27 protein-coding genes are annotated in these 26,262 nt (G+C 57.1%); 12 read left to right on the top strand and 15 right to left on the bottom strand.

Features of this window, described 5'->3' with window-relative positions:
* Positions 1-4 precede the first annotated feature (4 nt).
* Positions 5-889, bottom strand: coding sequence for an aldo/keto reductase (locus A1WC_RS15685; RefSeq protein ID WP_016160737.1), 885 nt, complete (start codon positions 887-889; stop codon positions 5-7).
* A gap of 61 nt (positions 890-950) precedes the next feature.
* Positions 951-1,697 carry a MipA/OmpV family protein gene (locus tag A1WC_RS15690; protein ID WP_008807631.1) on the bottom strand — a complete coding sequence of 249 codons (747 nt, stop codon included), beginning with the start codon at positions 1,695-1,697 and terminating at the stop codon, positions 951-953.
* A 416-nt stretch (positions 1,698-2,113) separates the two neighbouring features.
* On the opposite strand from A1WC_RS15690, the gene yeaG reads away from it, so the two are divergent.
* The 3 genes from yeaG to A1WC_RS15705 all read left to right on the top strand — a co-directional run bounded on the left by yeaG (position 2,114) and on the right by A1WC_RS15705 (position 6,264).
* Complete coding sequence (gene yeaG / locus A1WC_RS15695) at positions 2,114-4,048, top strand: protein kinase YeaG (protein ID WP_008807632.1); 1,935 nt, start codon at positions 2,114-2,116, stop codon at positions 4,046-4,048.
* An 85-nt stretch (positions 4,049-4,133) separates the two neighbouring features.
* Positions 4,134-5,417, top strand: coding sequence for a YeaH/YhbH family protein (locus A1WC_RS15700; protein WP_012968476.1), 1,284 nt, complete (start codon positions 4,134-4,136; stop codon positions 5,415-5,417).
* A 328-nt stretch (positions 5,418-5,745) separates the two neighbouring features.
* Positions 5,746-6,264, top strand: coding sequence for an AAA family ATPase (locus tag A1WC_RS15705; RefSeq protein WP_016160736.1), 519 nt, complete (start codon positions 5,746-5,748; stop codon positions 6,262-6,264).
* Between the two features lie 216 nt (positions 6,265-6,480).
* On the opposite strand, the gene A1WC_RS15710 is transcribed toward A1WC_RS15705, so the two are convergent.
* Positions 6,481-7,044 (bottom strand): hypothetical protein, encoded by a 564-nt coding sequence (locus A1WC_RS15710; RefSeq protein WP_008807634.1) that lies wholly within the window; start codon positions 7,042-7,044, stop codon positions 6,481-6,483.
* A gap of 158 nt (positions 7,045-7,202) precedes the next feature.
* Here A1WC_RS15710 and A1WC_RS15715 point away from each other — a divergent pair, with 158 nt between their 5' ends.
* Positions 7,203-7,685 carry a glutathione peroxidase gene (locus A1WC_RS15715; RefSeq protein WP_012968477.1) on the top strand — a complete coding sequence of 161 codons (483 nt, stop codon included), beginning with the start codon at positions 7,203-7,205 and terminating at the stop codon, positions 7,683-7,685.
* Between the two features lie 121 nt (positions 7,686-7,806).
* Here A1WC_RS15715 and A1WC_RS15720 read toward each other — a convergent pair whose 3' ends face one another.
* Entirely contained in the window at positions 7,807-8,118 is a 312-nt protein-coding gene (locus tag A1WC_RS15720) for a hypothetical protein (protein ID WP_012968478.1), read from the bottom strand.
* A gap of 105 nt (positions 8,119-8,223) precedes the next feature.
* On the bottom strand, positions 8,224-9,111 hold the full coding sequence (locus A1WC_RS15725) for a LysR family transcriptional regulator (RefSeq protein ID WP_016160735.1): 888 nt from the start codon (positions 9,109-9,111) through the stop codon (positions 8,224-8,226).
* Between the two features lie 97 nt (positions 9,112-9,208).
* Between A1WC_RS15725 and A1WC_RS15730 the strand changes: the two genes are divergently transcribed.
* Entirely contained in the window at positions 9,209-10,261 is a 1,053-nt protein-coding gene (locus A1WC_RS15730) for an SDR family oxidoreductase (RefSeq protein ID WP_016160734.1), read from the top strand.
* A gap of 9 nt (positions 10,262-10,270) precedes the next feature.
* Here A1WC_RS15730 and A1WC_RS15735 read toward each other — a convergent pair whose 3' ends face one another.
* Positions 10,271-11,152 (bottom strand): LysR family transcriptional regulator, encoded by an 882-nt coding sequence (locus A1WC_RS15735; protein WP_016160733.1) that lies wholly within the window; start codon positions 11,150-11,152, stop codon positions 10,271-10,273.
* 175 nt (positions 11,153-11,327) lie between these two features.
* Between A1WC_RS15735 and A1WC_RS15740 the strand changes: the two genes are divergently transcribed.
* Positions 11,328-12,518 (top strand): MFS transporter, encoded by a 1,191-nt coding sequence (locus A1WC_RS15740; RefSeq protein ID WP_016160732.1) that lies wholly within the window; start codon positions 11,328-11,330, stop codon positions 12,516-12,518.
* Here A1WC_RS15740 and A1WC_RS15745 read toward each other — a convergent pair.
* The 7 genes from A1WC_RS15745 to A1WC_RS15775 form a co-directional block, all read right to left on the bottom strand.
* Entirely contained in the window at positions 12,515-13,531 is a 1,017-nt protein-coding gene (locus A1WC_RS15745; RefSeq protein ID WP_016160731.1) for a C45 family autoproteolytic acyltransferase/hydolase, read from the bottom strand. The two genes, A1WC_RS15740 and A1WC_RS15745, sit on opposite strands and share 4 nt — an antisense overlap.
* Positions 13,532-13,552: 21 nt before the next feature.
* Positions 13,553-14,275, bottom strand: coding sequence for a glutamine ABC transporter ATP-binding protein GlnQ (glnQ, locus tag A1WC_RS15750; protein WP_012542105.1), 723 nt, complete (start codon positions 14,273-14,275; stop codon positions 13,553-13,555).
* Positions 14,276-14,277: 2 nt separating this feature from the next.
* Entirely contained in the window at positions 14,278-14,934 is a 657-nt protein-coding gene (gene glnP, locus A1WC_RS15755; RefSeq protein ID WP_016160730.1) for a glutamine ABC transporter permease GlnP, read from the bottom strand.
* Between the two features lie 51 nt (positions 14,935-14,985).
* Positions 14,986-15,738 carry a glutamine ABC transporter substrate-binding protein GlnH gene (gene glnH / locus A1WC_RS15760; RefSeq protein WP_008807644.1) on the bottom strand — a complete coding sequence of 251 codons (753 nt, stop codon included), beginning with the start codon at positions 15,736-15,738 and terminating at the stop codon, positions 14,986-14,988.
* A 127-nt stretch (positions 15,739-15,865) separates the two neighbouring features.
* Entirely contained in the window at positions 15,866-16,420 is a 555-nt protein-coding gene (locus A1WC_RS15765) for a carboxymuconolactone decarboxylase family protein (RefSeq protein ID WP_012968484.1), read from the bottom strand.
* Positions 16,417-17,745 carry an aspartate aminotransferase family protein gene (locus A1WC_RS15770; protein WP_016160729.1) on the bottom strand — a complete coding sequence of 443 codons (1,329 nt, stop codon included), beginning with the start codon at positions 17,743-17,745 and terminating at the stop codon, positions 16,417-16,419. Before A1WC_RS15770 ends, A1WC_RS15765 begins: the two co-directional genes overlap by 4 nt.
* Positions 17,746-17,873: 128 nt before the next feature.
* Complete coding sequence (locus A1WC_RS15775; RefSeq protein ID WP_008807647.1) at positions 17,874-18,731, bottom strand: MurR/RpiR family transcriptional regulator; 858 nt, start codon at positions 18,729-18,731, stop codon at positions 17,874-17,876.
* A gap of 226 nt (positions 18,732-18,957) precedes the next feature.
* Between A1WC_RS15775 and A1WC_RS15780 the strand changes: the two genes are divergently transcribed.
* Positions 18,958-19,965 carry an AraC family transcriptional regulator gene (locus A1WC_RS15780; protein ID WP_016160728.1) on the top strand — a complete coding sequence of 336 codons (1,008 nt, stop codon included), beginning with the start codon at positions 18,958-18,960 and terminating at the stop codon, positions 19,963-19,965.
* A 102-nt stretch (positions 19,966-20,067) separates the two neighbouring features.
* A complete protein-coding gene (locus A1WC_RS15785) occupies positions 20,068-20,898 on the top strand; it encodes an oxidoreductase (RefSeq protein WP_016160727.1) in 831 nt (276 codons plus the stop codon).
* 13 nt (positions 20,899-20,911) lie between these two features.
* Here the strand turns inward: A1WC_RS15785 and A1WC_RS15790 are convergent, their stop codons facing one another.
* Positions 20,912-21,847, bottom strand: a complete 936-nt coding sequence (locus tag A1WC_RS15790; RefSeq protein ID WP_016160726.1) for a LysR family transcriptional regulator — start codon at positions 21,845-21,847, stop codon at positions 20,912-20,914.
* 100 nt (positions 21,848-21,947) lie between these two features.
* Here A1WC_RS15790 and A1WC_RS15795 point away from each other — a divergent pair, with 100 nt between their 5' ends.
* The gene (locus A1WC_RS15795; RefSeq protein WP_016160725.1) at positions 21,948-23,057 is read left to right on the top strand and encodes an alkene reductase; all 1,110 of its coding nucleotides are present in this window, start codon (positions 21,948-21,950) and stop codon (positions 23,055-23,057) included.
* 2 nt (positions 23,058-23,059) lie between these two features.
* A complete protein-coding gene (locus tag A1WC_RS15800) occupies positions 23,060-23,653 on the top strand; it encodes an ester cyclase (protein WP_016160724.1) in 594 nt (197 codons plus the stop codon).
* Between the two features lie 90 nt (positions 23,654-23,743).
* Here the strand turns inward: A1WC_RS15800 and A1WC_RS15805 are convergent, their stop codons facing one another.
* Positions 23,744-24,493, bottom strand: a complete 750-nt coding sequence (locus A1WC_RS15805; RefSeq protein ID WP_008807653.1) for an SDR family oxidoreductase — start codon at positions 24,491-24,493, stop codon at positions 23,744-23,746.
* A 167-nt stretch (positions 24,494-24,660) separates the two neighbouring features.
* Between A1WC_RS15805 and A1WC_RS15810 the strand changes: the two genes are divergently transcribed.
* Together A1WC_RS15810 and A1WC_RS26065 are read left to right on the top strand one after the other, a co-directional pair.
* Positions 24,661-25,566 carry a LysR family transcriptional regulator gene (locus tag A1WC_RS15810; protein ID WP_016160723.1) on the top strand — a complete coding sequence of 302 codons (906 nt, stop codon included), beginning with the start codon at positions 24,661-24,663 and terminating at the stop codon, positions 25,564-25,566.
* A gap of 439 nt (positions 25,567-26,005) precedes the next feature.
* Positions 26,006-26,212 carry a hypothetical protein gene (locus tag A1WC_RS26065; RefSeq protein WP_223172881.1) on the top strand — a complete coding sequence of 69 codons (207 nt, stop codon included), beginning with the start codon at positions 26,006-26,008 and terminating at the stop codon, positions 26,210-26,212.
* The last annotated feature ends 50 nt before the right edge of the window (positions 26,213-26,262 follow it).

Raw genomic sequence — 26,262 nt, 5'->3', positions numbered from 1 at the left:
CTGATTAAACCATATCCAGCCGGGTTTTTCGCGGCGGTGGCGGATAGAGGCGATCCAGCTGCGCGAGCTCTTCCGCACTGAGGACGATATCGAGCGCGGCAGCATTCTGCACCACATGCTCAATACTGGCCGCTTTCGGGATCGCCAGCACTCCCGGATGACGAATCACCCAGGCGAGCAGCAGCTGCGCGACTGTCACCCCCCGCGCGTTAGCCATATTAATGATATCGGTATGCTGAAAAAGTCCATCGCGTAAGCGCCCCGCCTGCGCCAGCGGGCAGTAGGCCATCACCGGCAGAGTGTGCTGCTGGCACCAGGGCAGGAGATCGTATTCAATGCCCCGCGATGCGAGATGATAGAGCACCTGGTTGGTCGCGCAGCGTTCGCCACCCGCCGTCCGCCACAGCGCCTGCATATCGTCGGTGTCCAGATTAGAGACGCCCCAGCGGCGGATCTTGCCCTCGGCCACCAGCTTCTCCATCGCCTCAACCGTCTCCTGCAGCGGAATATCACCCCGCCAGTGCAGAAGATATATATCGAGATAGTCGGTCTGCAGCCGGCGCAGACTGTTTTCACAGGCGCGACGCATCGCCGCTCCGCCGGCATGCCAGGGATAGACTTTGGAGACCAGCACCACCCGGTCGCGCAGGCCGCGGATCGCCTGGCCCACCACTTCCTCCGCCCCGCCGTCAGCGTACATTTCCGCCGTATCGATCACCGTCAGTCCATGGTCGATGCCCGCACGCAGTGCAGCCACTTCCTGCTGACGCTGCGCCGCATTTTCGCCCATATACCACGTGCCCAGCCCGATGGCCGGAACCGCCGCCTGCTCGCCAAAGCGTACTGTTTTTTTCACCGTCTCCTCCTCTTTAGCTTTCTGCACCACCATAAAGCAAAACAGGGCATGAAGCCCTGTTTTGATGCATAAAGCGCACTGTAATGATGCACAATCAGAAGGTGTAGGTAATCCCGGTTGAGATCAGGCCGCTCCAGGATTTGTCCACCATCGGGCTGTCGGTAATTTCATCCGACAGACGGGTATAGCGTGCAATGCCGTATACGCTCCAGTCGCCGAGGAAGCGATAGTTAGCCGACAGCTCCAGATACGGGTTCCAGCTGCTGTCCGGATCGTAGCTGCGCATGCCGCTGCGACGGGACTCATGCTGCGAGACACCATAGTAGTATTCGTTCTGATTGTCGCTGTTCCACTCCACGCCAATGCCCGGCGTCAGCGTCAGGTTACCATTGGTGTAGCGGTACAGCCAGGCGAGATCCCAGTTGATACCATTACTGTTATCCAGCGTATCGCCTGCAATCGTCGTGCGCAGGAAACCATAGGGCGTGTTGTGGACATAAGACAGACCGGCCATCACGGTCGATTTACGTTTATCCAGTTGACGCATTTGCGCGCTGTCGCTGTCGCCCGGCTTGAAGTACATCGGCGACCAGTAGGCCGTTATTGACAGCTTATCGTTGGTGTCGTTCCACAGGTAGTAGCCCCCGCCCAGACCGTGGAACCAGAAGTTATCGCTCTCATAACTAATGACCGGCACCGGGTAGACATCCGCATCATATTGCTTATACGGATGTTCGACGATGCCTACGCCAGCCCCAAGAGTGAACTTCCCGTCGGCATGCGCCGCGCTGGCGGACGTCGCAATCAGCACGCCGAGTGCCAGAAGTTTGATTTTAGTCACAATCCATATTCCCGTTGTCAAATTATCAGCCCGTGCAGTTTACCGTCGTAGACCTCATGCCTCAAATTCTTTACCCGACATGACACAAATCGTTCACTTTCCCACCCTTCTCTTACCATGAGGTGACAGCCCGGTGACAGCTTCGCGTCCTGGCGTGTCAAAAAGCGTCATTTTCAGGATGAGTTATTGATATGTCATTGAAATTGATTTTCTGCGGCATGCAAGATTTCTAAATGCATCTACGCTTAAATTTAGAAGGTGTAATTGCAGGGCACATTCACGCTACTCCACCCGCAACCTGGCATAAGGGTTGCTGGATATCTGGAGAGCGACGTTCAGCTTATGTCTTCCGGGGGCCCCCACTACTCATATGAACGGCTCTCAACCTGTGCTAAAAAACGAAAGGACGGCATGCCATGAATATATTCGATCACTATCGCCAGCGCTATGAAGCTGCCAAGGACGAAGAGTTCACACTGCAGGAGTTTCTTACCATCTGCCGGCAAGATCGCAGTGCCTATGCCAATGCGGCAGAACGTCTGTTGATGGCCATTGGTGAACCCGTCATGGTTGATACGGCTCTCGAGCCGCGGCTATCCCGTCTCTTTTCAAACCGGGTTATTGCACGCTATCCGGCCTTTGAAGAGTTTTACGGTATGGAAGACGCCATTGAGCAGATCGTTTCCTATCTCAAGCATGCCGCCCAGGGGCTGGAAGAGAAGAAACAGATCCTCTATCTGCTGGGGCCGGTGGGCGGTGGTAAATCGTCGCTGGCTGAACGGCTGAAAGCGTTGATGCAGCGCGTGCCCATCTATGTGCTGAGCGCCAACGGCGAGCGTAGCCCGGTCAACGATCACCCGCTGTGCCTGTTTAATCCGCAGGAGGATGCCCAGATCCTTCAGAAAGAGTATGGCGTGCCCACCCGCTACCTCGGCACCATCATGTCGCCGTGGGCGGCCAAGCGCCTGCACGAGTTTGGCGGCGATATTACTAAATTCCGCGTGGTCAAAGTCTGGCCATCGATTCTTGAGCAGGTCGCCATCGCCAAAACCGAACCCGGTGATGAAAACAACCAGGATATTTCGGCGCTGGTGGGTAAAGTGGATATCCGTAAACTGGAACACTATGCGCAAAACGACCCGGACGCTTATGGCTACTCCGGTGCGTTGTGCCGTGCCAACCAGGGGATTATGGAATTCGTCGAGATGTTTAAAGCGCCGATTAAGGTGCTACATCCGCTGCTGACCGCCACCCAGGAAGGGAACTACAACGGGACCGAAGGGATCTCTGCCCTGCCGTTTAACGGGATAATCCTCGCCCACTCCAACGAATCGGAATGGGTGACCTTCCGTAATAACAAGAACAATGAGGCCTTCCTCGACCGCGTCTATATCGTCAAGGTGCCTTATTGCCTGCGTATCTCCGAAGAGATCCGCATCTATGAAAAATTGCTCAACAGCAGCGAGCTGACCCACGCGCCGTGCGCCCCGGGCACCCTGGAAACGTTGGCGCGCTTCTCGATTCTGTCGCGCCTGAAAGAGCCGGAAAACTCAAGCATCTACTCGAAAATGCGGGTCTATGATGGCGAAAGCCTGAAAGATACCGACCCGAAAGCGAAATCCTATCAGGAGTATCGCGATTACGCCGGGGTGGATGAAGGGATGAACGGGCTCTCCACCCGTTTTGCCTTTAAGATCCTGTCACGGGTGTTTAACTTCGACCATGTCGAGGTGGCCGCCAACCCGGTGCATCTGTTCTATGTCCTGGAGCAGCAGATTGAGCGCGAACAGTTCCCGCAGGAGAACGCCGAGCGCTACCTGGAGTTCCTCAAAGGCTATCTGATCCCGAAATACGCCGAGTTTATCGGCAAAGAGATCCAGACCGCTTATCTGGAATCCTACTCCGAGTACGGGCAGAACATTTTCGATCGCTATGTCACCTACGCCGACTTCTGGATCCAGGATCAGGAGTATCGCGATCCGGACACCGGTCAGCTGTTTGACCGTGAGTCGTTGAATGCTGAGCTGGAGAAAATTGAGAAGCCGGCCGGGATCAGCAACCCGAAAGACTTCCGTAACGAAATCGTCAACTTTGTGCTGCGCGCCAGAGCCAACAACAGCGGACGTAATCCGAACTGGACCAGCTACGAGAAACTGCGCACGGTTATCGAGAAGAAAATGTTCTCTAATACCGAGGAGCTGTTGCCGGTCATTTCGTTTAATGCCAAAACATCAACCGATGAGCAGAAAAAACACGACGACTTTGTCGACCGCATGATGGAAAAAGGCTACACCCGCAAACAGGTTCGCCTGCTGTGCGAGTGGTACCTGCGGGTTCGTAAATCGTCCTGATGCGTCAAGCCCGGCGGCACGCCGCCGGGTCAACTGCAGCTGAATGATGATAAGCAAAGTTGGCTAATGCAGTACAGGAGGGCATATGACCTGGTTCATAGACCGACGCCTGAACGGGAAAAACAAAAGCGCCGTCAATCGCCAGCGCTTTTTGCGCCGTTATAAGGCGCAGATTAAACAGTCGATTTCCGAGGCTATCAACAAGCGCTCGGTGACCGATATTGAGAGCGGAGAATCCGTCTCGATCCCGACGGACGATATCAACGAGCCGATGTTTCATCAGGGTCGCGGCGGCCTGCGCAACCGCGTCCACCCGGGCAACGATCATTTTGTGCAAAACGACCGGATTGAGCGCCCGCAGGGCGGTGGCGGCGGCGGTGGCGGCGGTCAGGGGCAAGCCAGCGCCGACGGCGAAGGGAAGGATGAGTTTGTCTTCCAGATTTCGAAAGATGAGTACCTGGATCTATTATTTGAAGATCTCGCCCTGCCGAACCTGAAGAAGAATCAGCACCGGCAGTTGAACGAGTTTAAAACCCATCGCGCGGGCTTTACCTCGAATGGGGTGCCAGCCAACATCAGCGTAGTGCGTTCGCTGCAGAACTCGCTGGCCCGGCGTACGGCGATGACCGCTGGCAAGCGCCGTGAACTGCGCGCCCTGGAGGAGGATCTGGAGACCATCAGCCGCAGCGAACCGGTGCAGCTGCTGGAGGAGGAACGCCTGCGCAAAGAGATTGCTGAGCTGCGCGCCAAAATTGAACGGGTGCCGTTTATCGACACCTTTGACTTGCGCTACAAAAATTACGAAAAACGGCCGGAGCCCTCCAGCCAGGCAGTGATGTTCTGTCTGATGGACGTCTCAGGCTCGATGGACCAGGCCACCAAAGACATGGCCAAGCGCTTTTATATCCTGCTGTATCTGTTCCTCAGCCGGACCTATAAAAACGTCGATGTGGTCTATATCCGCCACCATACCCAGGCAAAAGAGGTGGATGAACACGAATTCTTCTATTCTCAGGAAACCGGCGGCACCATCGTCTCCAGCGCCCTGAAGCTGATGGATGAAGTGGTGCAGGCCCGTTATGACCCGGCGCAGTGGAACATCTACGCCGCCCAGGCGTCGGATGGCGACAACTGGGCCGATGACTCCCCGCTGTGCCACGAACTGCTGGCGAAGAAAATCCTGCCGGTGGTGCGTTATTACAGCTACATCGAAATTACCCGCCGGGCGCATCAAACCCTGTGGCGCGAGTATGAACATCTGCAGGCGACCTTTGATAATTTCGCCATGCAGCATATCCGCGACCAGGAAGATATCTACCCGGTATTCCGCGAACTGTTTCACAAGCAGTCATCTAAAAGTGAAGCTTAATTAAATAAAATCAGCCAGTTAGTATAACTTCCTGGCTGATTTCCCCTGCGATTAAGACGCTTTTATTTCTCGATGAATCACTGGGGTGACTATCATTGTGGGGCTAATCACTGCCGTTTGTACAGCCAAAATGCTGCTTCCGCTTTAATCTGGGCTATCAAAAATGATCGCTTTAGTTACGCCCGCCATGTTCTGTGGATTAAATGCTGTGGTGTTTCTGAAATCACATATTAATTCCATCTATACATACCTTCCCAGATATGCAGAATAAACAGGGTCTATCGAAAAGACAGCACAACATTAGTTCGTCTCATCAACCGGATAAATTATGTTATTTATTTTCAGCGGGTTACCTGGTACTGGTAAAAGTACTATTGCAAAAATGTTATCAAAAAAAATCAGTGCGGTATATCTGCGGGTAGATACGGTTGAGCAGGCAATTCGTTCTGTCTCTGAACAGAACCAAAAAATTGGCCCGGAAGGCTATTTTGTACTCTACGAATTGACGCGAGAAAACCTTCAGTTAGGTTCTACTGTTGTCACCGATTCGGTGAATGATATTATTCTGGTGCGAAATACTTTCCGCGATATAGCGATATCATTGAATGTTCCCTTCCTGGAGATTGAAATAATCTGTTCGGATAAAGAACAGCACCGTTATCGGGTGGAGAACAGAAAATCAGATATCCCAGGGTTAACTCCTCCTGACTGGATGCAAGTACAACACCGGAACTATGAACCATGGGACAGAGAACATCTACAGCTGGATACCGCCATGTTATCAGCAACAGCGTGTGTAGATAAAATTCTCGCAATAACAGAGCCAGACAAAATTGTGGTTAGATGAACGTTACTTCAGCCATAGCAATGAATAGCGGCTGTTTCTGTAGTCTCTCAGATGGAGAAAAGGTGACAACATCAGTTCCTCTCGCATTGCGTGGCGTCTAAGCAGAATAATCCAGGGGGATACGACAGCACTATTCCCCCGGTTAGGCGATAAACATCGACATGATAATCTGCGGAACTCCTGCCAGCCAGGCCGTTTCAGCGGCCATAATGATCCTCAGACACAAGGCCCGATGGCACATCCATACATCATGTAAAATGGAAACAACGGGGCCATGGCGACGGCGCCAAGCGAGCTAATCGTTTTGGTCTTATCATTGATTGATACCACAACGGGGTGCGCTAACTGGTAGGCGGCGGCCAGATCTGACGCGTCCGATGCAGTCCAAAATCCTGTCGCTTTAAACAACACCCCGAGGCGATCGTTATCAATTTGCACCGCATGATACTGATTCACCAGCTCGCTATGCTGCCCGGCATCCAGTTTGCGCTGATCCATCACCACCAGATATTCCGCCGTCACCTCATGTTGTTCCACGACAAAGTTAACCCGCACGCCGGAAGCCTGTTGATGAAAGCGTTCATAAAAGGTCTTATAACGCTGATATTCCTGAGGCACACCGTCACGGACAAAGCGGTAACTGTATTTCGCTGAGCTGGCGACAATACCGGACTCTGTGGGTTTCATCGCCACAATGGTATCCCGAGGCGGCAAGTTTGGCGTGCTGGTACATCCTGCGAGTATCGCTACCACCACCAGCGATAAGACATATTTCATCATTTTCAGCCGTTCCTGTTTGCGATTTTCTCTATGACATCTGGCGTTTTTTTAACACTCCAGGTACAAATCCCTAACCCTGTGTATCATAACTGCCTAATCTGCTTCAAACATTCGCGCGATCGTCAGCGTTGAACTGTTTCTACTCTCAGGAGCCTGCTATGACCCCTTTTTATCAATTGACGGCTACCCGCCTGCGCGGCCAGCCCCTCTCAATGTCTGACTATGCTGGCAAGGTGGTTCTGGTGGTGAATACGGCCAGCCATTGTGGCTTCACACCGCAATACGCTGGCCTGGAAGCGCTCTACAAAAAGTACGCGGCTCAGGGGCTGGTAGTGCTTGGTTTCCCGTGCAACCAGTTTGGTAAGCAGGAACCCGGCGGTGCGGATGAAATCGAGCAGACCTGTCACGTTAACTACGGCGTGAGCTTCCCGATGTTTGAGAAAGTGGACGTCAACGGCCCCGCCGCACACCCGCTGTTTCGTTATCTGAAACAAGCGTTGCCCGGCGTGCTCGGCGGACGGATCAAGTGGAATTTCACCAAGTTCCTCATCGCTCGCGACGGCACACCCCTCGCGCGTTTTGCGCCGTTGACGACGCCGGAGAAAATGGAGGCCTCCATTGTCGCGGCCCTCACGCGCTGAGTGTTCCCGTCATGCCACGTTCACCCAGCGGCGGCTGGCTGCCCATACAAGGTAGACGTCGCTCTCACGCGGCCAGCAACCGTCTGTTGCTGGCCGATCTTACACCTGCCCGGTCATCAGCCTACAGTGGCGACACGGCCTCAACTTCATGCTGAAACACGTAGGGGTCGGAGAGGAGTTCGAATGCGTCGTCGTCCGGATAAGTGACCGCGACGTGATAGTCTTCGCCTGCGAAGGCTTTGACCGCCGCAAGATCCTGCCAGTAGGTGGCGAGAAAAAAATGCGCCCATTCGCCCTGGTTTTCCTGGCGCACCAGCGCGCCTCTGTTACCGGGGATACCCCGGGCGTGATCCACGCCGGTCTGCTCAAGGTGCCGGGCAAACCCCTCGGCATGTTGCAATGGCACACAGCCGTGCCAGGTCCTGACAATCATTTGCGTTCTCCTGTGGTGATAAACGTCTCACCTTAACATCAGAAACCACCTGTAGGGGAGCGGCACGATACCGCGCACGGTTCTGAATGGGGGAGCGCCTTACCCTCAGCTCCCCACCGTGAGCTCAGGCAGTCGCGCCTCAATCAAGGCGATCACGCTTCTGACCCGCGGCGGAATAAAACGGGCATCGGGATAGACGGCATACAGGAAGCGGTCCGGTAATCGCCAGTCAGCCAGGATCGGCACCAGCCTTCCGGCCCTGAGGGCCCTGGCCGCCAGCGGTCGCTGTATCCCTCCGATGCCGATGCCGGATTCCAGCGCCTGCAACAGCGCATCGCTGGTGTTGGCCCGAAAAACGGTCTTCACCTGCACGTCTCTCGTCTCGTCTGCGGAAATGATCCGCAGCGGAGCATCAAGCGGGAGGCCGCTAAACCGAACGTGTGGACAAGCCGCCAGGTCGTCCACGGACTGGACGGCGTAATGACCTGGTGCCGCAAAGAGCGCCGTTTCAATCCGCGCCAGAACCCGCGCAGCATGGGATGGCGGCGGCTCATGGCCGAGACGCAGCGCCACATCCACCCCTTCGGTAATCAGATCGGCGATCCGATCGTCGAGCGACAGCATCAGGTGCAGTTCAGGATACTGTTTCTGCAGCGCCAGCAGATGCGGCAGCAGAAGACTGCCGAGACCGCTTGGCAGCTGGACATGCACTCGTCCCTGAAACTGAGGCTCCGCCGGGTTGAGCCGCCTTTCCGCCTCCTGCATGGCGTTCAGCACCCGCTGCATATCACGCCGGTAATGCACCCCCTGCTCGGTAAGCATCATGGCCCGCGTCGTACGATGGAGTAACACCACGCCAAGCTCCTGTTCGAGCGCGGCGATCTGCTGACTGACGGCAGATTGCTTCATCCCGAGCTGCCGGGCGGCTGCGGAAAATGAGCCGGCTTCGGCAACGCGCAGAAAGGTGGCGATGGCGGTGAGCTTATTATTCATTTCATGATTCTGCTGATAAGTGTCATCCGTTTCATGGGATAGGTGGCAAAAAAATAATCTAGCACACTGTGTCGGTCACCTTCCCAGGAGAAACACCATGAACAAGACATCCTCTCAGGTCGCACTGGTCGCTGGCAGCAGCGGCATCGTTGGCCGCCAGCTGGTCAACACCCTGTTACATCGTGGATGGGAGGTTATCGGCCTCAGCCACCGCGCCCTGTCGCAACCGGGGGCGATCCCGATGATTCACGTCGATTTACGCGATGCCCGGCACAGTGCGCAAGCGCTCCAGCCGCTGTCCACCGTGACCCACATTTTTTACAGTGCCTGGATGAATGCCGGAAACTGGAGCGAGATGGTGGAGCCGAACGTTAGCATGCTGCGTAATCTGGTCAGCCACGTCGAACAAAACGCCCCGCTGCAGGCGGTCAGCCTGATGCAGGGGTATAAAGTGTATGGCGCCCATCTTGGCCCCTTTAAAACCCCGGCGCGGGAAAGCGACCCCGGCGTACCCGGGGCTGAATTTAACGCCGCTCAACTTGCGTGGCTCCGCCACTTTCAACAAGGCAAAACCTGGCACTGGAGCGCTATCAGGCCCGGCGTGGTGGGCAGCCCGGTGCCGGGTAATGCCATGAATCTTGCGTTGAGCATCGCGCTGTATGCGTCACTGTGCAAAGCCCTGGGTTTACCGCTGCGCTTTCCCGGCACGTTAACCACCTGGCACAGCATTGTCGATCATACTGACGCCGACCTGCTGGCGGAGGCCACGCTGTGGGCCGCCACCTCACCGGCGGGGGAAAACGAGGCCTTCAACGTCAATAATGGTGATATCTGGCGCTGGTGCGAGCTGTGGCCGCGCATCGCGCAGTGGTTTGAACTGGAATGCGCCCCGCCCGTCAGGCTCTCATTTCATCAGCTATTCAATGACTACCGTGCCGTCTGGCACGAGCTGGCCGGAGAGCGGCTGGTGGAAGCGGACATTCTGCGTCTGAGCGACGGTCAGTTTGCCGATTTCGTGTTCGGCTGGCAGTACGATATGTTTGGCGATGGCAGTAAACTGCGCCGGGCTGGCTTCCAGCGGATGCAGGCCACAGACGAGATGTTTTTCAGCCTGTTTTCGCAGCTGAGAACGGCGCGGGTGATCCCCTGAGCGTTAGCGTCAGGGCAACGCCAGCCGGTCTTGATGGTCCGCAAAGAGGGTGATGAGATGGTCGGCGATAACCCGCACGCGTCTGGACCCGGCCAGGTCGGAATGCATCACTAACCATAACGTCTGATCCGCGCCGATCTCCGGCAACAGGCACTGCAGCCCGTTGGCCCGCGCCATAAAGTGCGGCAGGACGCCCAGCCCAAGCCCCGCTGATACCGCGGAAACCTGGGCCACGAGCGTATTGGCTTCGACATTACACGGTCGCCCTCGTAGGGTGCGCGTGATCCATTGGGCGGCCGGCAGGTGCTGGTGAGTCTCCGGCCACCCCACAAAGTCCGCCTCGCTCAGCGACAGGCCGTCCGCGCCGGCCAGATAGCTGGCGGCGCCATAGACGCCAAACCCCACCATCCCCAGCCGCTTTAAGGTCAAATGCCCGGCGTCAGGCTTGACCATGCGGATCGCCAGATCGGCATCCCGACGGTGCAGGTTCACCGGCTGCACGCCGCTCAGCACCTCCACCCGCAGGTCAGGATAGTGGTCCAGGAGCCCTTTCAGGGAGGGCAGAATAAAATGCGTGGCCAGGTTGTCCGAGGTAGCCAGGCGGACAACCCCGGCGACATGCCCCTGCAGTTGCGCCGCCTCGCCGAACGCCAGGCCTGCGTATTCCAGCGCCTCCGCCCGCGCGAGCAGGGCTTCGCCATCGTCGGTCAGGCGATAGCCGCTCTGATGGCGGCTAAAAAGCGGGACTTTCAGCGACTGTTCCAGCCGATCCAGCCTGCGGGACACCGTGGCAATCCCCATGTTCATCTTGTCGGCGGCGCCGCTTAGCGTTCCCGCCCGGGCGATGGCGAGGAATATGCGCGCATCATCCCAGTTAAACTCTGCCGTCATCTCTTTTCCATTTATGGAAAACGGTTCTCCGTTTTCTGCTCTTTTTTATCATTTTCGCAGGGATGATACTGCACGCCACTCGCGGAGACAAACAGGCTATCCGATCGCCGGTTCTCTCCTCACCTGAACGTCCGTGCACCATGCGCGACTTCCCTCTTCTTAGGATACGCCTGACATGAAAGAGATTGCTTTACCCCTTAACCCAACCCCGACGCGCGTCTGGATAGCCGTCATTGCGCTCGGGATCTGCGCCTTTTCGATCGTCACCAGCGAACTGGCGCCGGTGGGCATGCTCAGCGCCCTGGCGGCGGATTTTCACCAGACGGAATCCGGTATGGGGCTTGCCGTCACCGCCTACGGCTGGGTGGGCGCCCTGGCGGCCCTGCTTTCCGGCGCGATGCCAGCGCGTATTTCACGCAAGGCGCTGCTGGTCGGGCTGATGCTGACCCTGGCGCTTTCCTGCCTCGCCGCGACCCGGTCTTATTCCATGTTCGCCCTGATGAGCGCCCGCATGATTGGCGCCCTGGCGCATGGCGCCTTCTGGGCCTTAATTGGCATCGTCGCCGCGCAGCTGGTCCCGCCACACCGGCTGGGGCTGGCTACGGCAATCATTTTTGGCGGCGTGTCGGCGGCAAGCGTAGTGGGGGTACCGCTGGCGAGCTTTATCGCCACCCTGGCGGGCTGGCGACACGCGTTTTTGGCGGTGGCCCTGCTGTCACTGGCCGCAGCGGCAGTGCTATGCTCGACGCTGCCCGCGCTGGCCGCGTCCACCCCCGTCAGGCTGGGTGTTTATCGCGATATCTTCCGTAATCCGCTGCTCTGCGGCCTGTATGGCGCCACGGCCTGCATCATTACCGCTCACTTTGCCGCCTTCACCTACGTTGAACCGCTGCTGATAACACTTCAGGGAGTACCGGCGACCGCCCTCTCCGGCCTGCTGCTGTTGTCAGGGGTTTCCGGGCTGGTGGGTAACGTTATCGCGGGTAAGCTTATCGACCGTCATCTGAAGGGGCTGATTTTTGCTTCACTGCTGCTGAGCGGAGGCGCGCTGGCGCTCCTCGGCACCGGACGGCTTGCGCCCCTGCCTTTCTGTTTTAGCGGGCTGCTGTTAGCCCTGTGGGGCGCCGGTATCGCGATCGTGTACGTCGGCTTACAGACCTGGCTGCTGCGCAGCGCAGGCGCGGTCGCCCAGCCGGCGTCAGCCATTTACGTGGCTATTTTTAATGCCGCCATCGGCACCGGGGCGCTTGTCGGCGGCCAGCTGATCGCCACTGCGGGCTTGTCAGGCATGGTGTGGCTGGCGGCGGGGATCATGGCGTGCAGTACGCTGCTGATCGCCCTGCTGAAAGCGCCCTCAGTCGGCTAAAGGCTGCCCTGCAAAACCGCGTTTTCACGATCCAGGGTGAAGACCTGCCATGCGACCCGGGTCGCGCTCAGGGTAAAAATGGCCGTCGCCAGCGTATTTTCGTCATCCGGATCTTCCGCAGACAGCCGGTAAATCGGTAACAGCGGATCCTGCTGGTCGGAGAGCATCGCTTTCGCTGTTACCCCATCCAGCGACGAGTTCGTCGCCAACCACGCGTCCAGGCGCTGCTGGCGTGAGCCGGAGCTCCCGGTCACGATCTGTTCAATGGTCGCAAGCTGGGGATGGATCAGATGGTTGGCATGCCCAAAGGTGGCGGTCAGCTGGCGCACTGAGCTGCCGGAGCCGGTAGCTTCCACGCTAAACAGACGGCTATCGCCCATTTGACCCAGTGTGTGGTGAAACGCGCCCGCGCGCGGTGTCGCGGTCAGCAGGGTAATGGCCTCATCTAACGTGGTGGCATTCAGCGATGCGCGGGCCAGTATCTGGCGCGGCATCCCCTCCGGACGATGCACAGCACGAATATTGTTGACCGTATTGACTATCCCTTTCTCATTCACCGCGAAGGTGTGCCCGCACAGGGAGCCGGGGTAGGCGAAGCTGGTGAAGGCGAGGCCCACATCCGGTGTCACGTGGACGATGGCGCAGTCACCGCGCAGCTGCGGGAAGCCATCTTCATTATGCGCAATAATTAACTCGCCCTCAGCGCTTATCCCCGCCAGGGTAGTGCAGCCATCCGACGTCGAACGCACCAGATCGCCGCGACAGTTCCAGGCAAACACCTCATCCACCGGCGCCTGCAGCCCCTCCGCCATGCCCTCCAGCTCCTGCCAGATCAGCGGAAACTGAGCCTGGACGGTTGCGCGCATGCGCTGGGTTTGCTCCGCCGTTTTCAGGGCGGTTACGGTTTGCCACAGCGCTGTTTGCCTGATTTTAGTATGCCAGGCCTCACGACCAAACGCGCCAAGCTGCTGACCCACCGCATAGGCGGAACCACGGATTGCGATTGTTTTCATATTGTCATCATTCACTTATGTTCAGGATACGTGTTGCAAAAACTCTTGCAGACGCGGATTGCTGCTGGCAGTGAGCAGCACCTCAGGTGAACCATCTTCGGCAATGGTGCCGCCATCAATAAAGATCAACCGGGAAGCCACCTCTCTGGCAAAGCCAATCTCATGGGTCACAATCACCATCGTCATGCCCTCTTCGGCCAGCGAGCGCATGACCTTTAACACCTCATGCCGCAGTTCGGGATCGAGAGCGGATGTTGGCTCATCAAATAACATCATTTTGGGTTTTACCGCCAGGGCACGAGCTATCGCCACGCGTTGCTGCTGTCCCCCCGAGAGCTCTGCCGGATAGTGGTTGGCGCGTTCGCGCAGACCCACGCGGTCCAGCAACGCCAGCGCCTGCTCCCGCGCCGCGGCCTTACTCTGCTTACGCACGCGAACCGGACCAAACATGACATTCTCAAGGGCGGTCAGATGCGGAAATAAATGAAACTGTTGAAACACCATACCGGCTTCGCGGCGAATATCACACTCATTCGCGTGCGGATCCGTAATATGCATGCCCGCCACCAGCAGCGTTCCCGAAGAGATCTCCTCCAGCTTGTTAATGCAGCGCAACAGGGTCGATTTTCCCGAGCCGGACGGGCCAATGATCACCACCACCTCGCCCGCTTCAATCTTTAAATTGATATCGTGCAGCACCTGAGTGGCGCCGAAGTTTTTCGCTACCGCGCTAAATTCAACCATGCTCATAAAATATGGATCCTTTTCTCAAGTTGTTTCAGCAGGAAGCTCAGGCACAATGTCAAAAACAGATAAATCATCGCCACCGCCGTCCACACCTCCAGCGCCCGAAAGTTACCGGCAATAATCTCTTGTCCCTGGCGGGTTAATTCTGCCACGCCAATCACAATAAATAGCGAGGTATCTTTTATACTGATAATCCACTGATTGCCTAATGCCGGGATCATTCGCCGAAAAGCCAGCGGCATAATGACATGTAATAGGGTGCTGCGTGGCGATAACCCCATCGCCAGGCTGGTTTCTTTAAAACCTTTATTGATCGACAGAATCGCGCCCCGGGTGATCTCCGCTATATAAGCGCCGGAGTTAATCACAATGGTAATAATTGCGGCAGGAACCGGGTCAATACGCACTGGCAACACCATCGGCAGGGCGAAGTAGATAAACATCACCTGCACCATGATCGGCGTTCCGCGGATTAATTCTACAAACACCAGCGATACCGTTTTTGATATTGTTCCGCCTAATGCGCGGCAGGTTCCCGCCAGCAAGCCAATGATTAACCCACCTAACAAACCGGACAAAGAGATAATCAGCGTCAGCTGCAAGCCCTGCATCAGCAGCGGTAAAGCATCCCAAATATAGCGACTGTCAAAATTCATCATTCTACCCGTCAAGAAGAAATGAGGTCGGATCGCTCCGACCTGGCAGGGTTATTTCGGCTGTTTAGCAAACCACTTAACGTAAATCTTGTCGTAGGTGCCATCGGCACGCAGGGCCTGCAGAGCCTGGTTCACTTTTGGCGTCAGGCTGCTGTTTTTCTGCATCGCAAAGCCATATTGCTGTGGCAGAATGCTATCCGTCTCCCCGGTGGATTTGACCTTGCCATTACCCGCCGTCTTCACGTAGTAAAGGACATTTGGCGAATCGTGAACGACGGCATCGAGATTGCCGGCCTGAAGGTCAAGGTAGGCGTTATCGATATTCGGAAACTCGATATAATTCGCTTTATATTTGCTTTTCATAAAGCTGGCCGCCGCCGTCCCCTGCTTAAGGCCAACTTTTTTCCCGGTCAAATCACTGAATTTGGCAATGGAATTATCAGTACTTTTCACGGCTATTAACAGGTCGGCATTATAATACCCATCACTGAAATCCACGACCTGTTTACGCGCATCGGTAATGGTTATTCCGGCCATCGCCACGTCCAGATTACGCGACTGCAGTCCGGGGATGAGGCCGCCGAAATCCATCGGCCTTAATTCGTAGCTGATATGCATTTTCTTTGCGATAGCGTCCCACAAATCGATATCAAAGCCGACATATTTATCACCTTGTTTAAATTCAAAAGGGACAAAGGCGGTATCCACGCCCACCGTTATTTTGTCCTGGGCTGCTGTCACAAAACTGGCTGAACAAATAACCAAAGCCAGCGTCAGTTTTAATTTATTAAATAGTCCAGTCATAATTACCCTCAGCGTCAATGAAATGGCATGCAACGAATATCAGCCTGCGATATATATCGCCGGAAGAACCAATAACAACACTTGATATGCAGGGCGCATTATTATGCGCCCGAATGAAAAGGCTAATTTATTCAGAAAATAGAGAGTCGGTGGTATCCGGTACGGGCGTCTGGGCGCTGTTCATCACCATGGAGAGAAAACTGTAATAACCGTTTATCCCAATCAGATCCACCACGCCCTTCTCACCCCATAAATCAACGGCTTGTTGCCAGGTGCTATCACTCACCTTTTGCTGCTGATGCAGTTGCTGACAGAAGTCATAGATCACCTGCTCATCGGGCCGGAGATCGTCTGGCGGGCGCCGTTGCTTAATCGCCCGCACCGCCGCGGCAGAGATGCCCTTCTCACGTGCTATTGGCGCATGGATCGCCCACTCTACCGGCTGTGACCAGTGCCGTGCGGTCAGCAAAATCGCCAGTTCAGAAAGACGCTGACCCAGCGCGCTGCGATAACGTAAATACTCCCCCATACGCTGGGCATGCGCCATCAGCTCGGGACTACGCAGCAGCGGCTCAAAAGGCGGCAGTAAGGCGCCGCGCGGCCCATTGATGATCTCTTCCGCTAACTGACGTTGCCGCTCGTCCCATTCCTGTTCCGCCAGGGGCGGTAAACGATTGATCATAATTTTCCCGTCTCTTCGCGGATCACGCTGTTCAGCGTATCGACCACAAAGTCGATCTGCGCCGGGGTGATGATAAACGGCGGCGCGATCAGGATGTGATCGCCATACTGACCATCGATCGTGCCGCCCATGGGGTAGACCATCAACCCACGCGCCATACAATTTGCTTTGATCGCAGCATGCAGCTTCAGGGCAGGATCGAACGGGGTTTTGTTGTCTTTATCGCGCACCAGCTCGACGCCGGCAAACAGGCCGCGTCCGCGCGTATCGCCGACATGCGGTAACTCACCCAGCACCTCGCGCAGGGCCTGTTGCAGATAGGCGCCCTGCTGTTTGACGGCAGCCAGTAAATTATCGCGCGCAATCACCTGCTGAACCGCCAGAGCTGCCGACGCGGCGGTAGCATGACAAATGTAAGTGTGGCCATGCTGGAACAATCCGCTGCCCGCCTTCAGCGCGGAAACAATGGTCTCACTCGCCAGTACCGCCCCAATCGGCTGATAACCCCCGCCGAGTCCCTTGGCGATGGTTACTAAATCAGGCACCACGTCGTCTTGTTCAAACGCGTGCAGCGTCCCGGTACGCCCCATACCGCACATCACCTCATCGGCGATATACAGGATGCCGTATTTATCGCACAGGCGGCGCACCCCCTTCAGATAGCCCGGCGTCGGCGGCGTGGCCCCCGTCGTCGCCCCCACCACGGTTTCCGCACAGAAACCGATAATCGTTTCCGGGCCGGCCTCAAGGATGGCTTGCTCCAGCTCATTAAGCAGACGTTCGGTATACTGTTGCTGGGTCTCGTCAGCCCGGCGATCGCGGTACTCATTGCAGGCTGAGACGCGGATAACATCCATTAATAAGGGGGCAAACTGGCGACGGCGCCATTCGTTACCGCCCACCGCCAGCGCGCCAAGCGTATTGCCGTGATAGCTCTGTTTACGGGCGATAAATCGGGTGCGCGATGGCTGGCCGATCTCCACAAAGTACTGCCGCGCCATCTTCAGCGCCGTCTCTATTGCTTCGGATCCGCCCGAGACAAAGTAGGCATAGTTAAGCTCGCCGGGCGCCGTGCGGGTGAGATGTTCGGCCAGCTGTTCCACGACATCACTGGTAAAAAAACTGGTATGCGCATAGGCCAGCTGATCGATCTGGCGGTGCATCGCCGCCAGCACATCAGGGTGTGCGTGTCCGAGGCAGGAAACCGCCGCCCCGCCGCAGGCATCAAGATACGGCTTTCCCTGGGCATCAAAGATATAGGCCCCCTGGGCACGTGAGGCCACGATCGGCGTGCTACGCAGGCTGCGGTGAATGACATGACTCATACTGGGTTCTGCTCCTGAATCCGCTACATTAATTGAGCGTATCTTGCAGGATCCATTTGGATCACGTCAACGAAATAAAGATATAAATGCATCCATAATTCTTATACCAGATACATTTGAATCATTTATCAGGATTTACCGGGGATCACATAGACGCCAGAATCGATAAGATAGCGTTCGGCACTCTCAATTTTACTCACCGCCTCCCGGCCGTGGCGCACCACCAGCATCGCCAGTAAACACTCCGCCAGCCCCATGCCGGAGACCACGGAAGGGAAAAATGACGGACTGTCGATGGAAAACAGCAGCGTGCAGTCTGCCGCCTGCGCTAAGGGGGAAACCGGCGAGTCGGTAATGGCGAGGATCTTCGCCCCTGCCTGCCGGGCTGCCCGTAAAACATCCAGTGATTCGCGTGAATAGGGCGCAAAGCTGGTGAGTAAGACGCAATCCCGGTTGGTCAGTTCGCGGGTGAAAACTTCGATATTGCTGGCCAGGCCATCGATTAACGATACCTGCCGGTTGAACAGTCGATAGACATAAAACAGCGACCACGCGATTGGAAAGCTGGCGCGGAATCCGCAGATATAGACATTCTCCGCGCTATCGAGCAAGGTCACCGCCTGCTCCATCTCCTGCGCATTTTCGTTTTGCGTAAAGGTCAGATTCGCCTGATGCGCCTGAAAAACCTCTTTATACAGCTGCGTTTGCGTGCCGCGGGCCATCATTTTTTCCGCTTTTGATACGTACGTATCATTGCGCAGCCCCAGGTCGTCAATGAAATCGCTTTTCAGCTCGCTCCAGCCGCGGTAACCCAGCCGCTGCGCCAGACGCAGCAGCGTCGCCGGTTTTACCCCGGCTTCCGCCGCGAAGGCACGCATCGATAACACCACCAGTTGGCTGGCATTTTGCAGTGAGAACTCGGCGGCGCGTTGCAGCTCGGGCGACAACCCGCCGAATTCATTAATGATTTTTTCCCTGAGATTCATGGCAGCTACTTACTGGTTTTAAGTGAAAGCTATCTAATCATATTTGAGATCAAGACTCTATAGGTGGCTAACGACCCCGCGGGTCACATCCGTTCCCCCTTCTCATTACTGGCGTGCTTTACTTCAAATATGGCGCAAGAGGAATGTCACTGGCGGGTGGGAAAAGGTATGCTCTTATCAGGGGGCGTTACACATCAAAGCCCTGTTCACTGCTGGAAATTTCACCATGGCACGCAACCGCACTTTTTCTCTCAATCTCCGTTGGCGAGCGCTGCTCAAAGACGCAGGGATGGAGCCTGAACATCTCCTCCGCCAGGCCGGTTTGCCGGACGACACCTTTTCAGACATCAATCGCGGTCTGACTACCGATGAGTATCTGCGTTTCTGGCGCGTGCTGGAAAAAGAAAGCGACGATCAGGCCTTTCCTTTGCCCTTTGTAGAAAGGGTCTCTGCGGAAGTGTTTGATCCCCCGCTGTTCGCCGCCTTGTGTAGTACCCACATGATGCAGGCGGTCCAGCGGCTGGCCAAGTATAAACTGCTTATTGCCCCCATGGCGCTGGAGACGACGGTCGTGCAGAACGGCACGCTGACAGTGTCTCCGCGCTGGCTGGGAGCAACAGAAATCCCTGCCTCTCTGGAAGTGGCAGAGCTGGCATTTTTACTTCGTCTGAACCGACTGGCCACCCGCGAACCGGTTCAGGCCGTGAAAGTAACGCTCTCACAGCCCCTCACCCGCCAGCAGACCCACCACTTTTCAGCCTTCTTCGGCACGACCATACAGCGTGGAAAGCGGGCGACCATCAGCTTTGCCGCCGCTGATGCCCTGCGGCCCTTTTTGACGGTGAACGAGGGTATGTGGCAGGTCTTTGAGCCGGAGCTGCAGCGTCGTCTCAGCCAGCTTAGCGATCAGGCCTCAACGGCTGAACGTGTGCATGCAGTTCTGCTGGAGCTTCTGCCGGGCAACGACGCCTCTATCGACAATACGGCGCAACGTCTGGGAATGAGCAAACGCACCCTGCAGCGCAGGCTGGAGCAGGAGGGAGAGAATTATCGCGCCCTTGTTCACGCTTGTCGCGAAGCGCTGGCTCGCCACTATCTTCTCAATACCACGCTTTCCGGTTATGAGATCGCCTTTCTGCTCGGTTTTGAAGATCCGAATTCCTTCTATCGGGCTTTTATGGCGTGGACCGGCCAGACGCCAGAAACCCTCAGAGACATGATGCGCCTCAACTAAGCGCGCGTCATGGCGCGCTTTGCCAGTATTGTGGCGTACCGTGCCAGCGACACCGCGCCTGACAGCAGGCACACTCAGCGCAGTCTACTTGCCGAGGTGCTTATGTTTATTCAGGAAAAGAAAACCGCGCTGGTCACCGGCGCATCGTCAGGGATGGGGAAAGCCATTGCCCGTCGTCTTATCCAGGAGGGTTACCAGGTTTACGTTGCTGCCCGGCAGCTCGGGAAAATGGACGATCTGGCTTCGCTAGGGGCCCAATGCCTGCAGATGGATCTCTCACGACAGGACGATCGGCTGGCGGTCGTGAACACCATTCTGTCTCAGACCGGAGGGGTCGATGTACTGGTCAATAATGCCGGTTTTGGCCTGTATGGCCCGGTCGAAGAGATCGGTATCGATGAGGCTCGCTACCAGTTTGAGGTCAATCTCTTCGGCGCGGCGCATCTCACGCAACTACTGCTTCCCGCGATGCGCGCCCGCCGTCGCGGATATATTGTCAATATCTCTTCTATGGGCGGGAAGATGTATAGCGTCCTCGGCGCATGGTACCACGCCACCAAACATGCACTTGAGGGGTGGTCAGACTGCCTGCGGCTGGAAGTTGCCGACTTCGGCATCAAGGTGGTTATCATCGAACCTGGAGTGATTGAAACCGGCTTCGGCGATGCGGCCAGTGAAAGTATTGTCAAACGTTCGGCCACAGGACCGTATGGTCAGTTGGTAAGAGGGGTCGCCCTGTCGATCCAAAAAACGTACGGCCATGGCACCGGCAGCGACCCGCAGACGATCGCCGAGGTAGTCCTGGTCGCGGTGAATGCCTCAAATCCACGCCCCCGTTATGCCGTCGGTAAGTATGCCAAACTGCTTATCCGGATGCGTGTCTGGCTGGGCGACCGTCTTTTCGATCGTATTATCCTCAGCCAGATGCGCTGAGGTCATGTTCTGCTCACCTTCGCCTCGCGCTGGAGGGGGATGACTCTCCCAGCCAGTCGATAAAAAACGCCATAAACGCCGACACCTGCGGCGGCTGCAGCTTTCGCTGGGGAAAGACAAACTGCAGCCCAACCTCCTTGCGGTCTAAGGGGCTGAATCCGGTGAAGCGCTCGGCAAACAGCACCTGAAGCCGTCCCTCCTCGACATCCCTCTTCACATCCCACCATGATTTACCGGCGATCCCCGCCCCGCTGAGCGCCCACTGCCGCAGCAGTGCCCCATCGTCGCAGACCATCGCCGGCGTCACCCGCACCACGCGCTCCTTTCCCGCCTCCTCGAAGCGCCATTCATTCATCACCACACCGTGCCGCTCCAGCGCCAGACAGCGGTGATGGTGCAACTCGTCGAGGGAGGCAGGCGTTCCGTGGGTAGCAAGATAAGCCTCCGAAGCCACCAGCACCCGGTGGTTGGGGCGGATATGGCGGATCGCCAAACTACTGTCTGGCAGGTTACCGACGCGAATGCTCATATCCAGCCGGTTGGCGACCAGATCCTCCACGCGCTCCCCTAAGAACACGGAAAACGTGACCTCCGGGTGACGGCGGGAAAAGTCGACGATGGCCGGGCTAAGATACTGTCGGCCAAAGTCGGAGGGGGCGGAAAGACGAATATTGCCGCTCAGCACCCCTTCCTTTTGCGTCAGCAACGATTCGGCGTGACGGGCCTCCTCCAGTACGCGCCGCGCGGCATGATAAAAATCTTCCCCCGCCCTGGTCAGGGTGATCGCGCGCGTGGAACGATGGAACAGGCGGGTCTGGTAGCGCTCCTCCATCGCCTTCAGGCGGGCCGTCATGGTGGCCGGTGAGAGCGATAACCGTCTGCCGGCGGCGGAGAGTCCCCCCGCCTCGGCGACAGTCACCAGCAGCGCCATATCTTCCAGCTTGCCCATTTTTCGTATTTCCTGAAAAGTGAATCTGATTTTAGCCTAATTATCAAAATCAGATCCCGACTGTAAAGTGATTTTCATTCCACTCGCAAGGGACACCCGTATGAACAGCCTCTCACTTTTCGATCGTTACCGCATCGGCACGCTGCCGTTGAAAAACCGCATCGTCATGGCTCCCATGACCCGGGCGCGCGCCCTGCAGCCCGGAAATATCCCCTCCGCGCTGATGGCGAAATATTACCGCCAGCGCGCCAGCGCCGGATTGATCGTCACGGAGGCGACGCAAATCTCTCCTGAGGGACAGGGATACTCCTGGACGCCTGGCCTGCATTCCGCTGAGCAGATTGCCGGCTGGCAACTGACGACCGGGGCCGTTCACCAGGCTGGCGGCGTTATTTTTTCTCAGCTCTGGCACGTGGGGCGGATGTCGCACGCTCGTTTTCATGCGGATGGGCACCCCGTGGCCCCGTCGGCGCTGGCGCCGGACGCCCAGGTCTGGGTGGTGGATGAGCAAGGCCGGGGCCAGATGGTGGACTGCCCACCGCCGCGGGCGCTCTCCCGATCGGATATTCAGCGTATTGTCGCCGATTACCGTCAGGCGGCGCGCAATGCGATAGCGGCGGGGTTTGACGGTGTGGAAGTGCACGGCGGCAATGGCTATCTGATCGACCAGTTCCTGCGGCGTACCGCCAACCAGCGTACTGATGAGTACGGCGGTAGCCTGAGCAACCGGATCCGTTTTGCCCAGGAGGTGCTGACCGCCATCGGCGACGTCATTGGCCGCGAGCGGACGGGCATCCGCCTTTCCCCCTTCATTACCCAGCGCGGGATGAACGACCCGCAGGTGATCGACGCCATCCTTGCCCTGGCGGCCTGGTGCGAACAGCAGGGTATCGCCTTTATCCACCTGGCGGAGGCGGACTGGGACGATGCGCCAGCCGTTCCCCAGCACTTTCGTGACACGCTGCGCGCGACCTTCAGCGGCACCCTGATCGTGGCCGGCAATTACGATCAGCAAAAGGCGGAACGTATCCTCACCGCCGGTTTCGCCGACCTGGTGGCTTTCGGCCGGCCGTTTATTGCTAATCCTGACCTGCCGCAGCGGCTTCAGCACCGCTGGCCGCTGGCGACCGTCAGCGATCCCGCCACGCTGTTTGGCGGGACAGAGGTGGGCTATACCGACTATCCCTTCTATACGGAGCATAAAGAGTGAAAATGACCCGCAAAATGTTACCTGCCAGCCGTAGTTTCGCTGTTGTCTGTACGCAGGCCAGACGCGGCATCACGCTGCGGCGCTGCGCCACAGCGCTGCTGCTTGCCGGGATATCCGGCTCCGCGTTTTCAGCCCCGCAGGGTTTGCTGAAGCCAGCCCAGCTCATCGTTGACAACGGCCTTCCCCCTGCCACACGCGTCGCCAATGAATATGTCGCCAGGCAATACGCCACGTTCTGGAATACCGGTGATGAAGCGCTGGCCCGGGCGGCGCTGGCGGGGAATTTTATCGATAAAACGCCCCCGGAAGGGCGTCGGCAAGGGCCGGAAGGCGCGATCCTCGCCTCCAGAGCGTTTCGTCAGGCGGTGCCAGATTTACGTTGTGATGTCGAACAAATGATTGTGGCCGGTGACCGGGTGGTCTCACACTTACATTTTCATGGCCACTTTACCGGGACCTTCGGCACCCGGAAGGGTAAGGGACAAAATATCGATTTTATCGCCACCGATATCTATCAGATCAGCGGCGGTAAAATTGCCGCCAACTGGCATATTGAAGATAACCTGACGCTGATGAAACAGCTGGGCGCGCAATAAGCTGCCCACCCGAGCGGTGAGTAAGCGATCGCCATAACCACGAGCCGCCCCGGCATCCGCCGGGGCAGCTCGCCTGGCGACAGACTGTGCTTAGATTTGCGCCATTCCGCCGTCGACATAGATCTCTGCGGCGTTAATAAAGCTCGACTCGTCAGACGCTAAAAATACCACCGTCCTGCCAATCTCCTCCGGCTCGCCCAGCCGCCCGAGCGGTACGCTGGCGGCCAGGGCGTCGAACAAGCCCTGACGGTCCGCCTCCGCGACCAGTCCTCCCAGACCCGGGGTACGCACCGGCCCCGGGCTGACGACATTGATGCGGATCCCGCGATCGTTCACCTCCAGCGCCCAGGAACGCGCCAGGCTGCGTACCGCCGCTTTACTGGCGCTATAGATGCTGAAGTTCGCCGTCCCTTTGACCGCCGCCGTAGAGCCGGTCAAAATCACCGAGGCGCCGTCGGTGAGCAGCGGCAGCGCTTTCTGGACGGTGAACACCACCCCGCGCACGTTGGTGGCGAAAATCCGCTCGATGTGCGCTTCGGTGATGGCGCTGAGTGGCAGCATATCCCCGCCGCCAGCATTGGCGAACAGCACATCCAGGCGGCCGGACTCGTCGGCAATGGTCGCAAATACCGCGTCAAGGTCGCTTAACACGGCGGCGTCGGCGCGGATCCCGCGGGCGGCAGGCCCGATGAATCTTACCGCCGCATCCAGCTCCTCCTGTCGGCGGCCGGTGATATACACCTTCGCGCCCTGCTCCGCCAGCGCTTTCGCCGACGCCAGGCCAATCCCGGTGCTGCCGCCGGTCACTAACGCCACTTTATCCGCAAGTTTTTTGCTCATGGTGCATTTCCTTGGTTAGAGTATAAACAGGCCAGGCTCGCGAAAGCGCCCCGCCGGGTATGGAAAGCACTGTAATCGCCTCAAAGAGGCGGAAAAATGGCCTAATCTGAAAAACACTTTTCCCCTCCGTGGATAATGGACGCCCGCTAACCAGGATACTGCGAATAATGGACCGATTTTCAGCCCTCAAAGCCTTCACCCGCGTTGTCGAAGCCGGCAGCTTTACCCGCGCCGCGGACTCGCTGGATATGCCCAACGCCACGCTCAGCAAAACCATCAAGCAACTGGAAGCGCACCTGGGGGTTTCTCTCCTGCAGCGCACCACACGGCGTATTACCGTGACGCCGGAAGGACGGGAGTACTATGAAAAAGCTCGCTGCCTGCTGGAAGACCTGGAAGAGATCGACGCCTCCTTCAATACCGCCCACAATAAGCCGAAGGGCCATCTACGGATCGCCATCGGTGGGTCGACCGCGTGCGATGTGCTGATCCCGCTGCTGGCGGACTTTATGACCTCCTGGCCGGATATCCGTATCGATTTACAGGTGGCCGATAAACCCGCGGACCTCATCAGCGGCAATATTGACTGCGCCATCCGCGGCGGGCCGATGGATGACTCGACGCTGATCGCCCGTAAAATCGGCGAGGCGACGCTGGTCACCTGCGCCACCCCTGGCTATCTTCAACGCTGCGGCACGCCCGCCTCGCCGGATGAACTCCATCATGGCCACCAGCTCATCAGCTATCTGTCGCCGGCCAGCGGCAGAGCGTTTCCGTTTCGCTTTACGCGTCACGGCGTCAGTACCGAGCTCAAGACAGAGCCCCATCTCGGCATCAATGAGAGCAACGCGCATATTGCCGCCGGCGAGGCGGGCTTAGGCATTGTGCAAACCTTTACCTATTCGCTAAAACCCGCGCTGGCAAGTGGCAAGCTGGTGGAGATCCTCGCCGCCTGGCGCCCGGCCCCCTATCCCTTTCACGTCGTCTATGCCCGGCACCGGCACGTGCCGCCCCGGCTCCGCGTCTTTATTGAATGGCTGGCGGCGGTTTTTCCGGCTGCGGTGCAGGGATAAAGCGCGTTATCTGACGCAGCGCCGAGGGTGGTCCACAATCGAACGCACTGACCGCTATTTTTCCTTTTTACGACCGTCCGAAAAACACCAATGATTAAATCTACGATTTGATGTTTCTACACAAAATATAAACGAAGATTTAAATTGATATGAATGGGTTGACAATAACATTGGCTATGGGTAGATTTCATGGGCCTAAGTTGTGGCCTTTCCTAATCTGACATAAGAGACTAATGGATACTGAATTTAGTAGCGGTCCGAATATGGCCTTAACGGTTATTCGGACAAGTAAACATAAAATCGATTGTGATCACTTCTTCGTTTTGGTGTGTCTCGCCGGAGCCTGATGCTCTCGTGTTGTCCCACCTCGACCAGAGTTTTCACGGTCCCGAGGTGTGTTATGAACTTCAAATCTACCCTTTTTCCTGGTGTCAAAACCATGACATCAACGCTGCGTGTCCGGCCGCCCCGCGATCGGGTGTCGTCTGCGCGTAAAAAACAGCAAAGCTCTATATTCTCTTCGAAAATCAGCGAGTTGAATCAACGCATTACTAACTGGCGCGTCAGTCCTGTCACCGGCCAGCTGGAGCGTCGTTGCCGCTTCTCTGATAGCGAAGACCCACAAAGTCGCCCCTTCGTCGCCTGATTCAGCCGTTACGCCGTAGGCCGTGTCTGCGCGCTATGCCGCAGCCCGTT

It is taken from the genome of Klebsiella sp. KTE92 (genome assembly GCF_000398905.1).
Classification (GTDB): domain Bacteria; phylum Pseudomonadota; class Gammaproteobacteria; order Enterobacterales; family Enterobacteriaceae; genus Klebsiella; species Klebsiella variicola.
The sequence above is the reverse complement of the archived record's forward strand: the minus strand, read 5'-3'. Positions and strand labels throughout refer to the sequence as shown.